Origin of the sequence: Phorcysia thermohydrogeniphila (genome assembly GCF_004339575.1) — a bacterium.
Lineage (GTDB): Bacteria > Aquificota > Aquificia > Desulfurobacteriales > Desulfurobacteriaceae > Phorcysia > Phorcysia thermohydrogeniphila.
The window spans coordinates 100,217-119,947 of the sequence record NZ_SMFV01000002.1 but is presented as its reverse complement, the minus strand read 5'-3'; the positions used below and the strand labels follow the sequence as shown (position 1 = coordinate 119,947).

Below are 19,731 nucleotides of genomic sequence, written 5' to 3'. Positions count from 1 at the left end.
AACTCAAAGCATCGGATATTCTATCAAATTTTTCTTATTTCATTCTTTCCAAAAAGAAGGAAGAAGTACAGCAAAGACGGCAAAGACCTCAAGCCTTCCTAAAATCATCTCTAAGGAGAGGAGAAGCTTTTCAGGGTCGGAGAAAAAGCCAAAGTTCCCTGCAGGTCCTACCCTACCAAGACCGGGGCCAAGGCTCGTAATACAGGCTACTGAAGCAGAAAAAGAAGTTACAAGGTCGTGGCCAAAAGCAGCAATAATAAACCCAAAAATGGCTGCTGTAGAGAAGTAAACCGATATAAATGCCCAGATGGTATTCAAAATAGAGAGCTCCAGCACCCTGTTTCCGATAGAAACCCTGTAAACCATCCTCGGGTGAGCAGTTTTTTTAAGCTCGCTGTAAACTGTTTTCAGCATCACAATAAACCTAAACTGCTTTATACCTCCAGCCGTAGAGCCTGAGGAAGCACCTATCAGTGAGAGGAACATTATTAGGGCAAGGATGGACGGAGGCCAGTTGGTATAGTCGGTAGAGGAAAAACCGGTCGTTGTCGCTGCCGTTACAACCTGAAAGAAGGCGTACCTAAAAGCTGTAAACAGGTCTGTGTAGACGTGCTCTTTTAGGAGAACTGCCATAGAGAAGAGTGTTGAAATAAAGATTACTGCCAGCAATCCCTTTACTTCATGATTTGAAAAGAAAACCTTTAAGCTCCTAGCTCTAAAGGCTCGGTAGTAGAGAGAGAGATTGAGAGCTCCAAGAATCATGAAAACTGCTATAACCATCTCTACAGTGAAAGAGTGAAAAGCTCCAACACTCTCGTTTTTCGTTGAAAAGCCGCCGGTTGCTACAGTGGCGAAAGTGTGATTAATCGCTTGGAACAGACTCATACCGCAAAGTTTCAGGAGAACTACCTCAGAGAGGGTAAGGAGTAAATACACCACGAGAATCGCCCTCGCCGTTTCTTTAACCCTCGGCAGAACCTTTTCCTCAATAGCTTTCGCTGCCTCAAACCTCATAAGCTGAGCACCACCTGCACCAAAGACGGGAAGGAGGGAAAGGGAGAAAACAACAAAGCCGATTCCGCCTATCCAGTGGGTCGTTGAACGCCAAAGCAAAACACTCTTCGGTAGCGACTCAATGTCAGAAAGGACTGAAGCTCCCGTCGTAGTGAAACCGGACACCGACTCAAAGTAAGCGTCGGCAAAGTAGGGAATAGCTCCACTCTCTATATAGAAGAGAGCAGAGAGAACCGGAAAGAGAAACCATGTAAGAACAACGACTAAAATTGCCTCCTTAACCTTTGGCTCTTTATTCTCAAACTGAATTCCCAAAAGGAAGAGCGAAAAAGAAAGGAAGAGGGGGTAGAGAAAACTCATAAAAAGACCGTCATTAACCCATAAAGAGTAAACCGCTGGGAAGAGAAACGAAAGAGACAGAATGAAGAGGAGAAAAGTAACGTGACGGAATACTACCTGTAACCTCATTTCCTCTTCTCTATGCAGATTACGGTCTCCCCTGAGAGTAAAACTGTATCTCCCTTGGCAAGCTTAGTTTCATTCTCTTTCTTAACTGCTACGATAAGCCCACAGATGCTATCTCTAAGTTCAGAAACCGTTTTCCCAGAGAACTTTTTCGGGACGGTCATCTCAACAACTTCAAGGCTGTCTGATAGCTCAAAGACTTCAAGGAAACCTTTACGGCTAAGCTGCCTATAGACCTTTGAGGCAAGCAGCTTTCTCGGAATTAGCGGAACGTCAATACCTATGGACTCAACGATGTTTTCATACTCCGGGTGAAGGATAAGCGAACAGACCTTTTTAGTGCCGAGCTTCTTTGCTAAGATGCTTGCAAGGATGTTAGTCTCCTCGTCATCACTTAAAGAAACCGTTAGGTCAGAATTACCGATGCCCTCTTCTTTTAGGAGCTCCACGTCTGTAAACTCCCCGTGAAATACATCCACCCCGGGAAATTTCCCTGAGACGCTCTCACAGGTTTCTCTATCAGGAGAGAAGAACTTTACCTTTATTCCCTTAAAGTCGGAAAGAACTGAGAGGAGCTCCTCAGTAAACTTTGAGTAGCCGAGGACAAAAACCATCTTAACAGGTTCAGAACGAATCTGAAGAGCCCTAACAAGCTCTGGAACTCTATTCTCTTTAACGGCTATGTAGATTCTGTCCTCAGGGAAAATAAAGCTCTCTCCCTTTGGAATAATAACTTTTCCCTCCCGCTCAACAGCAACAATTGTAAAGTCAACTTCCTCCCTTACACTTTTAAGCTCTGAGATTCTCTTACCAGCCAAGAAATCGTTCAGGCTTACAAGGTACTTGAGTATAACTATCCCCTCACTCTCAAGCCTTACAGCTCCGTGGGCAAAAGGATACTTAATCTGGGAGAGAACTGTCTGAACAGTCTCTGAGAGAATGTTTACAACTTCACATCCCAAAAACTCCTTAACGGGAGGAGAAGAAAAGGCTTTATTACTAACCCTAACTATTACCCTCTTCTTACCGAAAATGCTTCTAAGGAGCGTAGCTATAGCAATATTCTTCTCGTCACTCTCAGTAACAACAACAAAGAGCTCAAAGGATTCCACCTTTTTTAAACAGTTGACGCTAAGAGCGTCACAGTTAACGCTAAGGATGTCATAGCCGTAGGCAAGCTGGGAAGCCTTATCGGCGTTAACGTCAACAACTGCTATCTCGTGGTTCTCGCGGGACAGCCTTTTGGCAAGGTAACTGCCAACAACGCCAGCACCAATAATACAAACTTTCACTATAATTCCTCTACTATGGCGAAATCGGTGGTCAAATCGTCTCTTATTGTATCACTCTCCATCTTTGGAAGTAGAGTTTTAGGATTAGCAAGGGACGTCATAATTGCTACACTCTTTGGAGCTACCAGCTTAACGGACGCATTCTTCGTCGCCTTTAGGATTCCCAACCTACTAAGGAGAATATTTGCTGAAGGAGCTTTCAGCTCCGCCTTTACCCCAGCCTTTTCCCGTAAGCTAAAGGTATCAAGGGAAGAGGCAAAGAAATTTGCCGGAGAGTTTTTCTCCATACTGCTCCTTTCCCTTTTAATAACGGTAGTTCTTGGGGAGCTCTTAGCCCCCCTCATCGTTAAGCTCGTTGCCCCGGGACTTCCTGAGGAGCAATACCCCCTCACGGTAAGGCTCTTAAGGGAGATGTTTCCCTACATCTTTTTGGTTAGCCTTGTAGCCTTTTACGGTGGAATTCTCAACGGCTTTGAACACTTCTTTGCGCCGGCCTTCTCAACTGCACTCTTTAACCTGAGCTTAATTGCTTCTGCCCTCCTGCTCTACGACAAACTCTCAGTAGAAGCCCTTGCCGTAGGAGTTATAGCGGGGGGAGCTTTTCAGGTTCTCCTCCAGCTCATCTTCTTAAAGAGACTGAACTTTCCTGTAAAGCCCCTCTTGGGACTTTCAAAAGAGGTTAAAGAGACACTTAAAAACATCATTCCGGGAATATTTGGATTTGCCGTAAGGCAGTTTTCTATGCTGATAGACACTGTTTTAGCCTCCTTTCTGACGGCTGGAGCTATCTCATACCTTTACTACGCAAACAGGTTTGTCCAGCTTCCCCTTGGAATGTTTGCAATCGGCCTATCTCAGGTTCTCCTCCCAAGGCTTGCAAAACGCTCAAGGAAAAGTTTTGAGAAGGAGCTCCTCACAGGCCTTACCCTGTGCTCTGCAATCGTCATACCGGCAAGCGTAGGGCTAATATTCTTCGGAAAGCCAATAGTTGACGTAGTCTTTAACCACGGAAACTTCACCGAGAAAGACCTTACAGGAACTTACCTCGTCCTTGTGGGATACAGCGTCGGCCTCTTCTTCTTCTCTGTGGAAAAAATCGTTACAAACGCCTACTACTCCCTGAACGAGTACAGGTTTCCCGTAGTGGTATCGGCAGTAACCTTAGTTTTTAACTTTATAGTTAACCTCTTTCTCTGCTTTGTCCTTGGCCTTGGCGCTTCTGGCCTTGCCCTTGGAACGAGCCTTACATCACTACTAAACGTTACAGTTCTTTTAAGGGAGCTTGAAAGGAGGTACGGAATCTCAACAAAGGGGGAACTTTTTAGAAAGGCCAACAGCTACCTGCTCTCCTCAATCCCTGTAGCCCTCGTTTCAACAGGGGGAGCTCTCCTTTACTTCTCCTTAGAAGGTTTCCTTTTAAAAGTCTTGGCCGTAACTCTCACAATCCTTATAGCTGCAGTGACTTACGCTACCACCCTCGTTGTTAGAAAAGACCCTATAATCAGCCTGATTAAAGAGAAGGAGGGATAAATGCACCCGATACTCTTTAAGCTTGGCCCCATAACGATTTACACCTACGGCGTTATGGCCGCCCTTGGAATTTTCTTCGGTTCACTGATACTGATGAAACTTGCCGAAAGAGAGGGATTAAATACGAAAGACGTTGCAGACACGGCCTTTTGGACGGTCATTGCCGGAGTGATAGGGGCAAGGGTTTTCTTCTTCCTATACAACCCAGAGTACTTAAACCCATGGTACAAGCTCTTTTTCTTCTGGGAAGGTGGCCTTGTGTGGTATGGTGGAGTCTTTTTTGGAGCTCTAACGGCCATCTATTTCATAAAGAAGAGGAACATTCCTCTCTGGAAGTTTGCAGATATTGTCTCCATTCCCTTGTCTGTCGGTCTTGGATTCGGCCGTATCGGCTGCACAATGGCAGGGTGCTGTTACGGTAAAGTCTGTGACTCCCCCCTTTCAATCGTCTTTAAAGACCCCCACTCTGCAGCTCCCCTTGGCGTTCCACTGTGTCCTACCCAGCCTATTTCGGCAGTTGCCAACTTTGCAATTGCCGGAGCTCTCTACTTCCTCTACAGGAAGAGGAAAGCCACCGGAGAAGTTTTTGGCTTCTATTTAATTCTTTACGGAATTTTTCGCTTCCTGATAGAGTTTTTGAGGGCAACGCCGAAGGAGCTCTTAGGGCTATTTAGTAACAACCAAGTGATAAGTATAATAATGGTGGCGGTAGGAGCGCTAATTGTTATCTACCGAAGAAAAAAACTTGGAGGAAATAGATGAGCAGGAGATACGCATACTTTGAGGGAAAGTTCGTTCCAATTGAGGAAGCAAACATAAACATACAGACAAACTCCTTCCACTACGGAACTGCAGTCTTTGAGGGAATAAGGGCCTACTGGAACGAGGAGAAAAAACAGCTCTTTGGCCTTTTCATAAAGGAACACTACGAAAGGATGCTGAAAAACTGCAGGATTTTAAACCTTCAGGTTGACAAGAGTGCAGAGGAGCTGACAGAGATAACGGTGGAGCTCCTAAGGCTCTGCCAGCATAGAGAGGACACCTACATAAGACCTATTGCCTACTTTGCAGACCTTAAGATTTCTCCAAAGCTGATAGGCTACAGGACAGAAGTTGCAATCTACACCCTCCCCTTAGGCGACTACCTTGACCTCTCAAAAGGCCTTAAGGCAAAAACCTCCTCATGGCACAGGATAAACGACACGATGATTCCCGCCCGCTGTAAAGTAGCAGGAGCTTACGTAAACAGCGCCTTTGCAAAGACGGAAGCCCTTATCCACGGCTACGATGAAGCAATAATGCTCAACCCTGACGGAACTGTTGCTGAAGGAAGCGGTGAAAACCTCTTCATAGTCAGGAACGGAAAGCTCATAACTCCTCCATCTTCAAGCAACATCCTTGAAGGAATCACGAGGAACGCAGTTATTGAAATTGCAAAAAACGAGCTCGGCATAGAAGTTGAAGAAAGGCCAATCCTAAGGAGTGAGCTCTACGTTGCAGACGAGGTCTTCTTCACGGGAACGGCAGCTCAGGTAGCCCCTGTTGTCCAGATAGACCACGTGATCATCGGAAACGGTGAGATAGGAAAGATAACAAAAAGGCTTCAGGAAGTTTACTTCTCAATCGTTAAGGGAGAGAATGAGAAGTACGCCCACTGGCTAACGCCAATTTACTAAAGGAACTTTTCGTGAAGAAATTAAGGTTAGAAGATTCCGAAATCAGAGCAATCAAGGAAGTTGCTACCAAGGTATTTGGAGAGAATTGCAGGGTCTTTATCTTTGGCTCAAGAACTAAAGCGGAGCTCAGAGGAGGAGACATAGATATCTTCGTTGAAGTACCCGAGATTAAAAACGTGACAGCCAAAAAAGTTGAATTTCTGGTAGAGCTAAAAGAGCGAATTGGAGAGCAGAAGATAGACCTAATCGTCGCTACCCCGGACTGTCAAAAGCCCATCTGTCTTGAAGCAAGAGAGAAAGGGGTAGAAATTTGAAAGACCTAAGGCTTATCCTATGGGAAATAGACAAACACCTGCAGAGACTTCTATACGCTAAGGAAAAAATTGAGTCTTGGGGGGAGCTCTCCCCCGATTTCCTCAAAGACAACGAGAAAGTTGAAACCATAGACTCCTTCGTTTTAAGGTTTTCAAAGATGCAGGATTCAATGGGAGAAAAGCTATTCCCTCAAACCCTCTCCTCTCTTGGAGAAGAAGTTAGGAATAAGCCTTTCATTGACATTTTAAATAGACTTGAACAGCTGGAGCTCCTTGATGCCAAGGAGTGGAAAAAACTCAGGGAGCTAAGAAACCTTCTCACCCATACCTACCCTTGGGAGGAAGAAGAGCTCATAGACAACCTAAGAGAAGCTCTAAAGGCTTCTGAAAGACTTAAAGAGATATACGAGAAATTCAAAGAGTATCTGGCAAAAAGGGGACTTCCTGAAAGATGAAGCTATCCGTCACAGTTCCCGAAGGTTTTACGCTCTATGAGGTTTTAAGAGAGAAAGGCTTTATGAAGTCCGCCTACTGTGGCGGGCGTGGAACGTGCAAAAAGTGCTCAGTTAGGATAGACGGGAAAGAGGAGCTTGCCTGTCTCATATCTGGTCCTTTTAAAGGGGAAGTTGAACTAAGAGAGGAAAACTTCGTAGCAGAGGGAGAAGAGCTTGAAAACGTAGAAGTTGATTCTGGAAAGACAGGCTACGGCGTAAGTATTGACCTTGGGACAACGGGCGTTGAAGTTGCACTTTTTGACCTTTCAACTGGAAAGTTTTTAAAGAGCTTAAAAGCTCTCAACCTTCAGTCGGCCTTTGGAGCAGACGTTGTAACAAGGGTAGAGCTTGCAAGGGAAAACTACGAAAAGGAGAGAGAGTTCCTCCTAAAAACCCTTGATCTTCTGCTAAGAGAGCTCGGCGTAAAAGTAAAAGAGGCCGTCGTTGTCTCTAACTCCGTTCTTCATCACTTCCTCTTAGGACTTCCCGTTTCCGGTTTTGAAAGGTATCCCTTTAAACTGGAGCTCTCAGAGGAAGTAGAAATTACAGGAAGAGAACTTGGACTTGAAGAATCTCCAGAAACCGTCTTCTACGTTCCTCCTCCACTAAAAAACTTCATAGGTTCAGACTTCCTCTCAAACGTTTTATTCCTTGAAGAGAGTGGTAACGGCGATTTTGCCGTTGCAGACCTTGGAACAAACGCAGAAATGGGAATCTACGGCGAAAGGAAGATTGCTACATCCGTTCCAGCAGGCCCTGCCTTTGAGGGAGTTGGACTATTTTCCGGGATGAGAGCTCTCCCCGGAGCTATTTACAAGGTCTTTTTTGACGGAAAGGCTTTCAGATTTTTAACAATTGGTGGAACAAAGCCCATCGGAATCTGCGCGAGTGGCTACTTTGACGCCATTTACCTATTAAAGAGCTTTAGAGTCCTAAACAAAGAGGGAACTTTTGAAAACGTAAAGAACCCACTCCTCTCAAGCTACATAAGGGAGATAGAAGGCCAAAAGGCCTTTGTTCTCTACGATGATGGAGAAACGTTAATAGCCATCACTCAGGACGACATAAGAAAGTTCCTACTTGCAAAAGGAGCTGTCTTTGGCGGACTTTCTGCTCTCCTTTCAGAAACCAAAGTACCGGAAAAACTCTTCTTTAGTGGCGCTTTCGGAACACACCTTGATAGGAGAAGCTTAAGAGGAGTGGGGTTGATTCCGGAGGAGCTCCCAGACCCTACCCCCATCGGCAACGCAGCCCTAAAAGGCGCAAGCTTAATGCTCGGAAGAGAAAAATATAGGAAACGACTTAAAGAACTTAAGGAAGAATTCGCAGTTTTAGAACTCGCAGGGAACAAAACTTTTGAAAGGAAATACATAGAAGGAATGGAACTTTAAAGAAAGGGCGGCGGGGAATTAGCCGCCCAAGAATTCAAGGCACTTTTCAACTTCCCACTTGCTTCCGATGATAACGGGAACTCTCTGGTGGAGTTTCTCGGGAACTACGTCAAGAATCCTCTCCTTACCGGTTGTTCCGATACCACCGGCCTGCTCAATGAGGAAGGACATCGGGCTTGCTTCGTAGAGGAGTCTTAGCTTTCCACTCGTATTCTTCTTGTCTGCTGGGTAGATGAAGACTCCACCCTTAAAGAGGGTCCTGTGAACGTCTGCAACCATTGAGCCGACGTAACGGAGGGTGTACTTCTCTCCCTTAAGGTAGTCTATGAATTTCCTTAAACCTTCTTCAGTCCACTTTTCCCTGTTTGCCTCGTTTATTGAGTAAATCTTGCCCTTTTCTGGGAGTTTCACTTCAGGGTGGGAGAGGAGGTAGTTACCGGACTCTGTATCAAGGGTGAAGGCAACAACGCCCTTTCCGAGAGAAATTACGAGCATAGTGCTCGGGCCGTAAATTACGTAACCTGCACAAAGGAGCTCCCTTCCCGGCTTTAAGACGCTGTCTTTATGAACAGAAAAAATCGTTCCGATGCTAACGTTTACGTCAATGTTTGAAGAGCCATCAAGGGGGTCAAAGGAAACGGCATAACCAGAATCAGAAAGCTTAACACTTGTTTCAAGCTCCTCAGAGGCTATCTCACAGGCTTTACCGCAGTTTTTAATTCTCTCAAGGAGAATCTCGTTTGCAAGCTCGTCAAGCTTTTGAACCTCTTCTCCTTGAACGTTTACTTTACCTGCACTGCCGAGGATGTTTAAAAGTCCGGCCTTCCTTACTTTTCCGGCAATCTCTTTAGTTGCAGAAGCTATCTCGCTTAAAAGGATTATGAGGTCATCGTCAAGGTGTGGAATCTCCCCCTTCTTGCTAAGAAGGTAAGCAGTAAAAGGAACAGCCATTTTATCTCCTCCCTTATTTAAGGTTTTATTAAAAGCTCCCCACAAGGGGGGAGCAAAAGATTAGTTAAGGAAAACGTTTAACTTCTTCCTTAGTGCATACTCTTTCATCTTCTTCTTAGCCCTTGTTTCAAGCTGTCTTACCCTCTCCCTGCTGATTCCAAGGAGCTCCCCTATCTCCCTCAGGGTCTTTGGCTCATTTCCGTCAAGTCCAAAGCGCATTATGATAATTTTTTTCTCCTGAGGGGTAAGCTGTTCAAGCATCTCCTGAATGCTCTGCTTCAGTTCCTCCTGAACGACCTTCTCCTCAACCTCTGCCGTTCCCTCTCCCTTGAGGAAGTCCTTAAAAGTTGTATCCTCCTCGTCGCCTATCGGCGTGTCAAGAGAGAGGGGAACTTGGCAGACGGTAAGAAGTCTCTCTATCTCTTTTGCGTCCATTCCAACGTACTCGGCAAGCTCCTCGGTTGTCGGCTCTCTACCGAGTTTTTTGAGGAGCTCTCCGTACGAACGGGTAATCTTGTTAACGAGGACTGCCTGCTTAACGGGAATCTTTACAGCTCCCGTCTGCTGAGCTAAGGCCTGCATTATGGACTGCCTTATCCACCAGACGGCGTAGGAGATAAACTTAACTCCCTTATCAGGGTCAAAGCGCCTTGCAGCCTCTATCAGCCCTAAAATCCCTTCAGCAATGAGGTCGTGAAGGGGCAGTCCACAGCCAAGGTACTTCTTTGCAACGCTGACAACGAACCTCAGGTTTGACTCAACCAGCTTCTTGAGAGCCTCCTTGTCCCCAGCCTTAGCTCTTCTGGCAAGTTCTATCTCCTCTTCCCGAGTAAGAAGGGGAATCTTTGAAATGGACTTTAAGAAAGCATCAAGGGAGTCCTTATCAGGTACAAAGGTCTCTATAAGAGACGGGTCTATCTGCTGGCTAAAAAGGTCAACTTCAGAGGAAACCTCATCTACTTCCAGAGAATCAAACTCCCCAAGTGGGAAATTCTCTTCATCTCTAAGGAAAAACTCTTTATCCTCCATCATCGTCTCCTACTCCTCCTGATTTAGAACAACGTAGAATACACCTTCTCCACGAACAACTTTTAGCAGGATACCCGAATCTCCCGCATTCCTGATAACGGCAAGGAGGTCGTCAAGGTTCTTAACTCTCCTTAAGTTTCTCGGAGTCGTTCCGGCTTTGACGATAACATCTCCTTCCCTTAAACCTGCGTCCTCCGCCGGTGAGCCCGGCTTAACTTCCGTAACGATTACGCCTCCTTTTACCCAACGGGGAATGCCAAGCCTCTCTCTAAGGTCTTCAGTTAACTCCTGAACGGAGAAACCAAATTTAGAAATTAGGTCTTCAAGGGCAAGGTGCTCTGTGCCCGGCATTTGCCCTATTTTAACAGTCAGAACTTTCTCCCTTCCATCCCTAATAACCTTTATTTTTACAATTTCGCCGGGCTTTGTATTTATAACCTTTAGCTGAAGGTCAGCAACGTTCTTCACAGGCTGACCGTTAAACTCAACGATGATATCGCCGTTCTTGAGACCTCCCTTTTCAGCAGGACTATCTTTCATAACCCTCGTTATGAGAACCCCCTTCTTAACTCCAAACTTCTTGGCAAGCTCCGGAGATATGTCCTCTATGTAGACGCCGAGCCATCCCCTTATTACCTTACCGTACTTTAGAAGGTCATTCATAACCTTCTTAGCTATGTTAATCGGAACGGCAAAACCAAGCCCCTGAGCGTTCCTGACAATGGCAGTGTTTATTCCGATAACTTTGCCGTGAATGTCGCATAAAGGCCCACCGCTGTTCCCGGGGTTAATTGCCGCATCGGTTTGAATGAAGTTCTCTATCGGGTTAAGCCCAAGGCCGTGCCTTCCCTTGGCAGAAATGATGCCGTGGGTTACCGTCCAGTTTAAACCGTAAGGGTTTCCTATGGCTATTACGAACTCTCCCACTTTTATCCTGTCTGAGTCTCCAAGCTCAACAGTTGGAACTTTTTTGTTTCCAACCTTTATCTTTATCAGGGCAACGTCTGTTTTGGGGTCCTTTCCAACAACTTTCGCTCTATAAACAGAACCATCGCTAAGCTTCACCTTTATCTTTGTGGCCTTATCAACGACGTGGTTGTTCGTCAAGATGTAAGCCCACTCTTCCTCCTGCTTGACGATAAAACCTGAGCCGAGAGAACGGGTTCTGAACTTGTCCGGAAATTGGGGAAAGGGAACTCCAAAGTGGAAGAAAAAGTCTTTAAACTCAGGAGGAATTGGAGGGTGGTTTATCTTAACTTCCGATATGGTGCTAATGTTAACAACGGCTGGCTTAACTTTTTCCGCAACGCTCTCAAAAACTTTCTGCAAGGACTCAACAACCCTGTAGTCCTGAAAGCTTGGGGTTACCTCTTTTGAGTAGGCTGGTTGATTTAAGAAAAAAGCGCTGTAAAGAAACAGGCTCATCCCAGTTAGAAGCTGTCTTGTGTTCATCGCACTACCTCCTTTTTTTATTTTTTATCCCAAGCGTAGAGTATCTTCTTGACAAGTTTTTCGCTCAGGACTCTTTTAGCTCCAATATAGCGCTTTTTAAAGTACCTATCGTCAAGTGACGATATTGCAAGACCGTGGAACATAGAAGAGAAGTGAACAAACTTTCCGTTTCCGATGTATATCCCGACGTGTGAAGGAAAGCGGGCATAGGTCCTGAAAAAGACAAGATCCCCGACCTTTAGCTCCTCCTTTTTAACTGGAACGCCAACGTTAAACTGAGCCCTTGCTGTCCTCGGTAGGTTAATTCCAAGCTTCCTGTAGACGTACATGGTAAAAGAAGAACAGTCCAAGCCCCTTTTAGGATTTCCTCCTCCAAAGACGTAGGGAGTGTTCTTTAGGTCCTTAAAAAGGCTCGCAAGTATCTTAAGGAGGGCACTCTTATACTCCGGGTCTTCCAAGATAGACAGATTCCAGTTGTCGTAAGGGACGTTAAGGGGAGTTGACAGGGCATCTGCAAGCTTTTCTCCCTCTTCGTAGACGATGCTTGTAATCGGGTATATCTCACTTCCGGCCTTTATTGCCGAGCTTGCAGCTGTAAGCTCAGACTTTCTCTCAAGGAAACGAATCGTCTCTCTACTCTTTACCGGCTTATACCTTCTGCCCGGAACTATCAGCCTTTGACCGGGCCTTATAACGTTACTCCTTAGACCGTTAAGCCTCTTTATCCTTGCGACTGTGGTGCGGAACTTCTTAGCTATCTTGTAGAGGGAATCACCCCTTTTCACAACGTAAATATCTGCAAAGGCCGGAGAAGAGAAGGCCAAGATAACGCTTAAGAGTAAAACTACTCGCCTCACCTTTCTATCCCCCAATAGCCAAAACCTATTTTATCACACGGAAGTTATAGCACTACTTCCCTCCTCCATCTGGCTCTGGATAAACCTGTAGTAGTTGAAGAGGCCATCAACTGTACCGTTCTCTATGTTGGAAATGAGCTCTTCAAAGAGCTGGAAGGCCTCTTTCTTAAACTCAACTACGGGATCCTTCTGGCCGTAACCTCTCCAGCCTATGCTCTCCTTTATGTGGTCAAGAGCTCTAAGGTGCTGTCTCCAGAAGTGGTCAAGGGTCTGAAGCATTATCATCCTTTCAACTTCCCTCATTTGCCCCTTGCCAAGGAGCTCCTCCATCTTCTCGTACTCTTCAACGAGCCTGTTATGGATGAGCTTTACAAGTTTTTCCCTGTCGTCGTGAGCACCCTCAACAGAGAGCTCCATCAGCTCCTCATACTTTTCAGGAATCGGGAACTCAAAGCCAAAGCGGGACTCTAAGGTTTTCTTTAACTCCTTTAAATTCCACTCGTCTGGCAGGACGTTTTCAGGTGCAAAGCTGTCAACCATCTCCCAAGCAACGTCCTCCATAAATCCGATAATGTCCTCCTTAAAGTCCTCACCTTCAAGGATTTTGTTCCTCTGCTCGTAGATTACCTTCCTCTGGACGTTGTAAACCTCATCGTACTCAAGGAGTCTCTTCCTTATCTGGAAGTTCTGCTGTTCAACTCTCTTCTGGGCATTCTCAAGGGCCTTAGTAACCATCTTGTGGGTTATTGGCTCGTCCTCCGGAATGTTCATCATCTCCATCATTCTCTTAACTCTGTCTGAGCCAAAGAGCCTTAACAGGTTATCCTCTAAGGATAGGAAGAACCTTGACTCTCCCGGGTCTCCCTGCCTTCCAGCCCTACCCCTTAGCTGGTTGTCTATCCTTCGGGACTCGTGTCTCTCTGTTCCGATTACGTAGAGACCTCCAAGCTCAACGACCTTCTTCCTCTCCTCCTCTGTTATCTTCTTAAACTTTTCCAACGTTTCCTTATAGATGCGCTGATACTCCTCCTCTCCGACCTTTTCAGGCGTTATTCCCTTCCTCTCAAGCTCCTTCTTTGTAAGAAACTCAGGGTTTCCTCCAAGGAGAATGTCCGTTCCGCGGCCGGCCATGTTTGTAGCAATCGTTACGGCGTGAAGCCTTCCGGCCTGAGCGACAATTTCAGCTTCCCTTTCGTGGTGCTTGGCGTTTAGAACCTGATGGGGAATCCCCTTCTTCTTAAGGAGGTAGGAAAGGTACTCAGAGTCCTCAATAGAGCCCGTTCCAACAAGAACTGGACGGCCAATTTTGTAGTTCTTCTCTATCTCCTTTACAACGGCGTTAAACTTTGCCTTCTTAGTCTTAAATATGAGGTCTGGGTGGTCTATCCTTATAACCGGTTTATTGGTTGGGATAACGACAACATCCAAGCCGTAAATTTCCTTTAGCTCCGCCGCCTCAGTCTCTGCAGTTCCAGTCATACCGGCAAGCTTTTTGTAGAGGCGGAAGTAGTTCTGGAGCGTAATCGTTGCAAGGGTCTGGTTCTCTGCCTCTATTTTGACCCCTTCTTTTGCCTCAACGGCCTGATGGAGACCGTCACTCCAGCGCCTACCGGGCATTAAGCGTCCTGTAAACTCGTCAACGATTACAACTTTCCCGTCCTTCACGACGTAGTCAATATCCTTCTTAAAGAGGTGGTGAGCCCTTAGGGACTGGATAATTGCGTGGAGAAGGTCTGAAAACTTTGGGTCGTAGAGGTTAAAGTCCTTTATACCTGTCATCTGAGAAACGATTTCCTCAACCCTCCTTATGCCGGCGTCTGTGAGAACGGCAGTTTTAGTCTTTTCGTCAACTTCAAAGTGTTCATCTTTCTTTAACTGTCTGACTATCGCGTCGGCTATGTAGTAGATGTCTACGTTCTCCTCTGCCGGTCCTGAGATGATGAGGGGAGTCCTTGCCTCGTCTATGAGGATTGAGTCGGCCTCGTCAACGATTGCGTAAAAGAGCTCCCTCTGAACTTTCTCATCCTTCGTAAAGGCCATGTTGTCCCTTAGGTAGTCAAAGCCAAATTCCGAGTTAGTTCCGTAGGTGATGTCACGGGAGTACATCTCTTTTCTTTCTTCTTTTTCCATCTGGTTCTGAAGGTAACCGACTGTAAGCCCAAGGTAGTTGTAAACAGGCCCCATCCACTCGGCGTCCCTCTTAGCAAGGTAGTCGTTTACCGTAACGACGTGAACACCTTTTCCGGCAAGGGCGTTAAGGTAGACAGGGAGAGTAGCGACTAAAGTCTTACCCTCTCCCGTTTTCATCTCGGCGATTTTTCCCTGATGGAGAACTATCCCACCGATTAGCTGGACGTCATAGTGGCGCATTCCAAGGGTTCTCTTCGCTGCCTCCCTAACGGCCGCAAAGGCCTCTGGCAGTATCTTGTCCATGTATTCAAACTTTTTCTTGTCGTCCTCTATCTTTGAGAACTCTTCCTTCCACTTTGCCGTAAGGGATAGGAGCTCCTCCCTGCTCTTCTTCTCAAATTCCTTCTCTAAAGCGTTTATCTTCTCAACAATTGGCTTTAACTTCTTTATCTCCCTTTCGTTTTTACTTCCAAATATCTTTGTCAATATGGCATTAAACATGGATTGCCTCCAAAGAGATTTTTTCCTGAGCTTTAAGGAATACTCACAAGAGCAAAAGGAAGAGCAACCTAAGGAGAGGCTCTCGGTGGGGAAGATGCAAAGCGGTTATCAATCTTCAGGATAAATCCTGCAATCTCAACGGCCGGTTTATCCTTTTCAGGAAAGGGCTTAAAGTTTTCTACCTTTCGCTCTTCATTAACTACACGGTAGGTGGAAAGGCTTGAAGAGGCTACCTCCTGAACGGTAGTTACGGACTGGCATAGAAAATCTTCAGGTTGGTAACCGCAGGTAAGCGCCGTTATAAAAAGTATTCCTAGAAATAGCTTTTTCAGTTTCATGGGGTTAAAACTACTAAAAAAGCGGTTAAATGTCAAAAAACTCCCCCGGCCTGATAACCAGAACTCCCTTTTCCCGTCCACAAATATAGCTACAGGAAAGAAGCCTTTCAACGGCTTTCTCCCTCTTCACGTAGAAAGGGATGAGGTGCCAAGTCCCAAAGTGAATAGGGACAAGGTTGCGGGCATTTAAAAGACAGAAACCTCTAAACGCCTCTTCCGGAGTTTGGTGAAACCTCCTAAAAGGGAAAGGCATGAAGCCTCCTATAGGAAGCATTGCAAAGTCTATCGCTGGAGCCCTCTCGGCTATTAAGGCGTAAAGCTCCGGCGAAAAGGCTGTATCGCCGGCAAAGTAAAAGGTTAAACCTTCTACCGTAAAGACAAAGCCACCAACGCCTGTGTCTGGGTAGAGAATGTTCCTCCCCCTGTTGTGCTTTGCAGGAACTTTTAGGATTTTTATTCCCTTTACCTCTGTGGACTCAAAGTCGGCCAGTTCCACAACCTCCCTTCCTTTTACCACTTTAGCACACCTTTCAGGGGTTACCACAGTAAATTCTCCCTTTAGTCTCCTCAAGGTCTTTAAATCCAAGTGGTCGTAGTGGGCGTGGGAGATCAAGACAACGTCGGGGGAGAGCTCCTCAGGAAGTTTTGCAGGAGGAACTACCCTCTTTATTCCACCGGCAGAGTCTGTAAGGAAGGGGTCTGTAAGAATGGTTCTACCGCCTACCTTTACGAGGAATGAAGAGTGACCTAAATTTTCTATTCGGCCTTGCCCCATGGTTTTTAATTTAACTCCCCCTTAGGAGAAAAGCACGATGGTGAGAAAAGGGTTTAGGGATATAGAGGAATATTTCTTGCAGGCAGAAGCCAAGAGGCTCCAGCAGAAAGTTGTTAAACGTCCACTCCCCAAGAAAGAGAGCAGGGAAAACCTCATAAATCAGATAAAGAACTTAAATGAAAAGCTTAAAGGAAAGGATAGGAAGATAAAGGAGCTCTTTAAAGAGATTGCAGAGCTCAGAAACCAGCTTGAGGTGTTAAAAAGGGAGAAGGAGCTCCTTGAAGAGAAGAGGAAAGAGCTTGAAAGGGTTGACGAGTACAAGAGAAGTATTGACTCCCTAAGGGAAGAGGTAGCAAAGCTAAAGGGAGAACTTGCCGAAAAAGAAAAGCAGATAGAAAGCCTAAAATCTAAGGAAGTCCCAAAGGCAAGGGTGGAGCTCTTCATAGAGGTAGCCTTAGGCTCTGTCTCTGAGCTTGCAGGTGGAAGGAACAATCTGAAAGTCCTCTTTTCTAAGCGCTTCAGGAAGGACATGGTTAAGGAGGTCGCCGTAAGGCCTTTCCTCTTTGACAGCTTTATCTCTGCCCTTTCAAGGATTGACTCAACCTCAAGGCTCTTAAAGAGAGACAGCAAGCACGACATATACAGGATAAGGGTAACCTCCCCCTATGGCGAGTACAGGGCTATATACCTGAAGATGGACTCAAACACCATAAAGTTTGTCCGCTTCGGTCAGAGGGATTCAATCTACCAAGAACTTGACGCTTCCGGCTGGAGCTTTGATTGAGTGAGAAGTTCATAAAAACCTTAAAAGAGGTAGAAAGGTTTCTGGAGCTCTCAGATAGGGAAAAGGAAGCCTTTAAAGAGGTTACCTCCCTTTACCCTTTTTCGTCAACAGAGTACTACCTCAGGATAGCCTCAAAAAGCTTAGCCGTTAGGAGGATGCTCCTACCCTCCTTAGAAGAAGTTGACGACAGCATACAGCGCTTTGGAAGTGAAGACCCCCTATGTGAGGAGAGGGATAAGAAAACCTCCCTCCTCACCCACCGCTACCCTGATAGGGTTCTAATCGTCACGACAAACGTCTGCCCCGTCCTCTGCCGTTTCTGTATGAGGAAGAGGAACTGGAAGAAACCTCCATTTTTCATAAGCGATGATGAGATAGAAAAGGCCGTAAGCTACGTGAGGGAGAACAAAAAGGTAAGGGACGTCCTTATATCGGGAGGAGAGCCTTTAATACTCCCCATTGAAAAACTAAGGAAACTCTTACTCAGTCTAAAAGAAATAGAACACGTTGAAGTGATAAGAATAGGAACGAGGCTTCCCGTCGTATTCCCTCAAAAGCTCTTTGAGAGGGAGCTCCTTTCACTATTAGAGGAGGCCGAAAAGGTCTGGGTGAACACCCACTTTAACCACCCGGACGAGATAACCGAAGAGGCCAAGTTGGCCGTTAGAAACCTTTTAAAGGCCGGAATTCCAGTAAACAACCAGACAGTTCTCTTAAAGGGAGTAAACGACTCTCCCGAAATCCTTGAAAAGCTGTTTAGGGAGCTCCAAAAGATTAAAGTTCGCCCCTACTATCTCTTTCACTGCGATCCTGTTAAGGGAGTAATGCACTTTTCAACAACAATAACGAAGGGCTTGGAGATAGTGGAGGAGCTCTTTAAGAAACTCTCTCCCCTTGCAATTCCCTACTACGCCGTTGACGGCCCCGGCGGCTACGGAAAAGTCCCCCTAATGCCCGAGCGCTATAGGAAGGAAGGAAATAGATACATCTTTAGAAGCTTTAACGGTAAAACTTTCAAAATGGACGATAGATAATAGATTACTTAAACATCCCAGCAACCAGTTTTAAAAGCTCAAAGAAGTTCGGATTAAACAACGTAAAACCGATAATTAGAAGAATAATTAAAAACTTTAGATAAATTCCAAGCTCCCTTATTTCCCCCTTTAGTTCTTGTCTTATTGTCTCCATTTCCTGTCTTAATTTGCCAATTTCTCCGAAAAACTCCTCTTTTGTAATCAGCTCTTTTCTCAACTCATCTTTTAGCTCGGCTTTAACCACAACCTTCTGTTCCTTAGCCTTCTCCTCAATTACTTCAAGACTTTTCTCAATAGTTTTAATGACTTCCTTTGCAACATTTTCATCCTTTACTACCTTTCGTATGGCTTCATAAACTTCTAAAGGTAAAGTGTACCCCATCGGGGGAAAGCCTCCCTATTTACATTACCCTACCTAAACAATTTTATAACTCAAAACTCCCTCCCGCGAGGGAGGGAGATAGATTAGTAAACGGTTATCTCCTCTTCAACGAGTCTCTTCCAAGTGTCTTTCATGCCGGCAAGGCACTCTTTTACGATTTTCTCTATGGGTTCTTGGAACTTCGCGGGCTCTTCCTTAGCTCTAACCTTAACGTCAACAGCTAAAGGTTCGTTAACCGGCTTTCCTATCTGGCTCACCATGTAGCAGTAGGCCTCTTCAATTTCAGGAATGCTCTCAACAACAGCTTTGGCTATCTCGTTAGCTGTAATGTTGTAGAGCTTTCCGACGTGTGTAATCGGGTTCTTACCGGCAGCAGCTTCAAGGCTCATAGGTCTATATGGAGTAATTAAGCCGTTTACCCTGTTACCTCTTCCGACTTCTCCGTCGTCTCCGGCCTCAGAGGAAGTTCCCGTAACGGTTATGTAGACGTTCTGGTTCTCAATGTCGTCACCGGTGTTTATGTGAACTTCAACTTCCCTCTCTGTAAACTGCTTGGCAACCTCGTAGGCCATATTCCTAACGTTCTCTCTCTTCTCAACGTAGTCGTTTATGTCCTTTACGAACCTATCAACAAAGGCACAGGCGATTGTTATCTTGATTTTCTCCCCTATGCGAACGCCCATTACCTTAATGTCTTCTCCAATCTCTGGATGAGCTTCCTTAGTCTTCTTATCGTTGAGCTTCTTCTCTATGTGGTAGACAACGTTCTCAAGGTCGTCAAAGGGAGCGTAGCCGACACCAAAGGAGGTATCGTTTGAAAGGGGAACACCCTCTTTGAGCTGTCTCATGTAAATGTCAACGAGGTCTACAGAACCAGGCCTTATGTGGGTGTATATCTTCACGTGCTTTTCAGGATCTATCGCGTGAATGTTCTCCTTAAGCCATTCCTTTGCACTCTCAACTGCAATTTCCTCAACAGGAACTTTTACTCCTTTGTACTCCTTAATTGCCCTACCGGAGAGGAATATCTCAATGGACTCAATAACTTCTCCTCCACCAAACTTTGGCTCAGCCCTTCCACCTACGAGGAGGTTCTTATCAACGTTGTGGTGGAGAACAAATCCAAACTTCTCCTTGTAGAACTTACAGAGCTCCGCAGACAGCCTTTCAGCAAGGGCATCACAGATAGTATCGGGGTGCCCAATCCCCTTCCTCTCAACGATTTCAATCTCGGAGCTCCAGACCGGCTGAACGTCTAAAGGAGTAACCCGTATGTTCATTTATCTTCCTCCTCTAACTGATTTGGGATACTGAAATATACC

At 45.7% G+C, this 19,731-nt stretch carries 19 protein-coding genes; 8 read left to right on the top strand and 11 right to left on the bottom strand.

Going from position 1 to position 19,731, the window contains the following annotated elements:
- Window positions 1–39: 39 nt before the first annotated feature.
- Window positions 40–1,482 (bottom strand): TrkH family potassium uptake protein, encoded by a 1,443-nt coding sequence (locus CLV27_RS03320; RefSeq protein WP_132525803.1) that lies wholly within the window; start codon window positions 1,480–1,482, stop codon window positions 40–42.
- On the bottom strand, window positions 1,479–2,771 hold the full coding sequence (locus CLV27_RS03315) for an NAD-binding protein (RefSeq protein WP_132525801.1): 1,293 nt from the start codon (window positions 2,769–2,771) through the stop codon (window positions 1,479–1,481). Before CLV27_RS03315 ends, CLV27_RS03320 begins: the two co-directional genes overlap by 4 nt.
- Window positions 2,772–2,786: 15 nt before the next feature.
- On the opposite strand from CLV27_RS03315, the gene murJ reads away from it, so the two are divergent.
- Genes murJ through CLV27_RS03285 form a run of 6 tightly spaced genes read left to right on the top strand, consistent with a single transcriptional unit; the run spans window position 2,787 to window position 8,176 of the window.
- Entirely contained in the window at window positions 2,787–4,301 is a 1,515-nt protein-coding gene (gene murJ, locus CLV27_RS03310) for a murein biosynthesis integral membrane protein MurJ (RefSeq protein WP_132525799.1), read from the top strand.
- The gene (lgt, locus tag CLV27_RS03305; RefSeq protein ID WP_132525797.1) at window positions 4,302–5,063 is read left to right on the top strand and encodes a prolipoprotein diacylglyceryl transferase; all 762 of its coding nucleotides are present in this window, start codon (window positions 4,302–4,304) and stop codon (window positions 5,061–5,063) included.
- Window positions 5,060–5,977: a branched-chain amino acid transaminase gene (locus tag CLV27_RS03300; RefSeq protein WP_132525795.1), complete on the top strand. Its 918-nt coding sequence runs from the start codon at window positions 5,060–5,062 to the stop codon at window positions 5,975–5,977. The genes lgt and CLV27_RS03300 overlap by 4 nt, the downstream gene beginning before the upstream one ends.
- Before the next feature lie 11 nt (window positions 5,978–5,988).
- Window positions 5,989–6,291: a nucleotidyltransferase domain-containing protein gene (locus CLV27_RS03295; RefSeq protein WP_132525793.1), complete on the top strand. Its 303-nt coding sequence runs from the start codon at window positions 5,989–5,991 to the stop codon at window positions 6,289–6,291.
- A complete protein-coding gene (locus tag CLV27_RS03290; protein WP_132525791.1) occupies window positions 6,288–6,746 on the top strand; it encodes a hypothetical protein in 459 nt (152 codons plus the stop codon). Before CLV27_RS03295 ends, CLV27_RS03290 begins: the two co-directional genes overlap by 4 nt.
- On the top strand, window positions 6,743–8,176 hold the full coding sequence (locus tag CLV27_RS03285; RefSeq protein ID WP_132525789.1) for an ASKHA domain-containing protein: 1,434 nt from the start codon (window positions 6,743–6,745) through the stop codon (window positions 8,174–8,176). Before CLV27_RS03290 ends, CLV27_RS03285 begins: the two co-directional genes overlap by 4 nt.
- 18 nt (window positions 8,177–8,194) lie before the next feature.
- Here the strand turns inward: CLV27_RS03285 and fbp are convergent, their stop codons facing one another.
- The 7 genes from fbp to CLV27_RS03250 form a co-directional block, all read right to left on the bottom strand.
- Entirely contained in the window at window positions 8,195–9,127 is a 933-nt protein-coding gene (gene fbp, locus CLV27_RS03280; protein ID WP_132525787.1) for a class 1 fructose-bisphosphatase, read from the bottom strand.
- Window positions 9,128–9,187: 60 nt separating this feature from the next.
- Entirely contained in the window at window positions 9,188–10,156 is a 969-nt protein-coding gene (locus tag CLV27_RS03275) for a sigma-70 family RNA polymerase sigma factor (RefSeq protein ID WP_132525785.1), read from the bottom strand.
- A gap of 9 nt (window positions 10,157–10,165) precedes the next feature.
- A complete protein-coding gene (locus tag CLV27_RS03270; protein ID WP_132525783.1) occupies window positions 10,166–11,608 on the bottom strand; it encodes a DegQ family serine endoprotease in 1,443 nt (480 codons plus the stop codon).
- Window positions 11,609–11,625: 17 nt separating this feature from the next.
- Window positions 11,626–12,465, bottom strand: a complete 840-nt coding sequence (locus CLV27_RS03265; RefSeq protein WP_132525781.1) for a C40 family peptidase — start codon at window positions 12,463–12,465, stop codon at window positions 11,626–11,628.
- A gap of 33 nt (window positions 12,466–12,498) precedes the next feature.
- Window positions 12,499–15,096, bottom strand: coding sequence for a preprotein translocase subunit SecA (gene secA, locus CLV27_RS03260; RefSeq protein WP_132525779.1), 2,598 nt, complete (start codon window positions 15,094–15,096; stop codon window positions 12,499–12,501).
- 68 nt (window positions 15,097–15,164) lie between these two features.
- On the bottom strand, window positions 15,165–15,434 hold the full coding sequence (locus CLV27_RS03255) for a hypothetical protein (RefSeq protein ID WP_132525777.1): 270 nt from the start codon (window positions 15,432–15,434) through the stop codon (window positions 15,165–15,167).
- Window positions 15,435–15,459: 25 nt separating this feature from the next.
- Window positions 15,460–16,209, bottom strand: a complete 750-nt coding sequence (locus CLV27_RS03250; protein WP_132525775.1) for an MBL fold metallo-hydrolase — start codon at window positions 16,207–16,209, stop codon at window positions 15,460–15,462.
- 37 nt (window positions 16,210–16,246) lie between these two features.
- Between CLV27_RS03250 and CLV27_RS03245 the strand changes: the two genes are divergently transcribed.
- Both CLV27_RS03245 and CLV27_RS03240 read left to right on the top strand, forming a co-directional pair.
- Window positions 16,247–16,993 (top strand): hypothetical protein, encoded by a 747-nt coding sequence (locus CLV27_RS03245; RefSeq protein WP_243644860.1) that lies wholly within the window; start codon window positions 16,247–16,249, stop codon window positions 16,991–16,993.
- Window positions 16,990–18,027, top strand: a complete 1,038-nt coding sequence (locus CLV27_RS03240; protein ID WP_132525773.1) for a KamA family radical SAM protein — start codon at window positions 16,990–16,992, stop codon at window positions 18,025–18,027. The genes CLV27_RS03245 and CLV27_RS03240 overlap by 4 nt, the downstream gene beginning before the upstream one ends.
- Window positions 18,028–18,031: 4 nt before the next feature.
- Here CLV27_RS03240 and CLV27_RS03235 read toward each other — a convergent pair whose 3' ends face one another.
- The gene (locus CLV27_RS03235) at window positions 18,032–18,409 is read right to left on the bottom strand and encodes a hypothetical protein (protein ID WP_132525771.1); all 378 of its coding nucleotides are present in this window, start codon (window positions 18,407–18,409) and stop codon (window positions 18,032–18,034) included.
- Between the two features lie 83 nt (window positions 18,410–18,492).
- Window positions 18,493–19,689 carry a methionine adenosyltransferase gene (locus CLV27_RS03230; protein ID WP_132525769.1) on the bottom strand — a complete coding sequence of 399 codons (1,197 nt, stop codon included), beginning with the start codon at window positions 19,687–19,689 and terminating at the stop codon, window positions 18,493–18,495.
- Window positions 19,690–19,731 lie beyond the last annotated feature (42 nt).

Bases quoted from the DNA above. Each gene is read 5' to 3' on its own strand.
- CLV27_RS03320 (WP_132525803.1), bottom strand. From the start codon at position 1,482: ATGAGGTTACAGGTAGTATTCCGTCACGTTACTTTTCTCCTCTTCATT.
- murJ (WP_132525799.1), top strand. From the start codon at position 2,787: ATGGCGAAATCGGTGGTCAAATCGTCTCTTATTGTATCACTCTCCATC.
- lgt (WP_132525797.1), top strand. From the start codon at position 4,302: ATGCACCCGATACTCTTTAAGCTTGGCCCCATAACGATTTACACCTAC.
- CLV27_RS03300 (WP_132525795.1), top strand. From the start codon at position 5,060: ATGAGCAGGAGATACGCATACTTTGAGGGAAAGTTCGTTCCAATTGAG.
- CLV27_RS03285 (WP_132525789.1), top strand. From the start codon at position 6,743: ATGAAGCTATCCGTCACAGTTCCCGAAGGTTTTACGCTCTATGAGGTT.
- fbp (WP_132525787.1), bottom strand. From the start codon at position 9,127: ATGGCTGTTCCTTTTACTGCTTACCTTCTTAGCAAGAAGGGGGAGATT.
- CLV27_RS03275 (WP_132525785.1), bottom strand. From the start codon at position 10,156: ATGGAGGATAAAGAGTTTTTCCTTAGAGATGAAGAGAATTTCCCACTT.
- CLV27_RS03270 (WP_132525783.1), bottom strand. From the start codon at position 11,608: ATGAACACAAGACAGCTTCTAACTGGGATGAGCCTGTTTCTTTACAGC.
- secA (WP_132525779.1), bottom strand. From the start codon at position 15,096: ATGTTTAATGCCATATTGACAAAGATATTTGGAAGTAAAAACGAAAGG.
- CLV27_RS03255 (WP_132525777.1), bottom strand. From the start codon at position 15,434: ATGAAACTGAAAAAGCTATTTCTAGGAATACTTTTTATAACGGCGCTT.
- CLV27_RS03250 (WP_132525775.1), bottom strand. From the start codon at position 16,209: ATGGGGCAAGGCCGAATAGAAAATTTAGGTCACTCTTCATTCCTCGTA.
- CLV27_RS03245 (WP_243644860.1), top strand. From the start codon at position 16,247: ATGGTGAGAAAAGGGTTTAGGGATATAGAGGAATATTTCTTGCAGGCA.
- CLV27_RS03235 (WP_132525771.1), bottom strand. From the start codon at position 18,409: ATGGGGTACACTTTACCTTTAGAAGTTTATGAAGCCATACGAAAGGTA.
- CLV27_RS03230 (WP_132525769.1), bottom strand. From the start codon at position 19,689: ATGAACATACGGGTTACTCCTTTAGACGTTCAGCCGGTCTGGAGCTCC.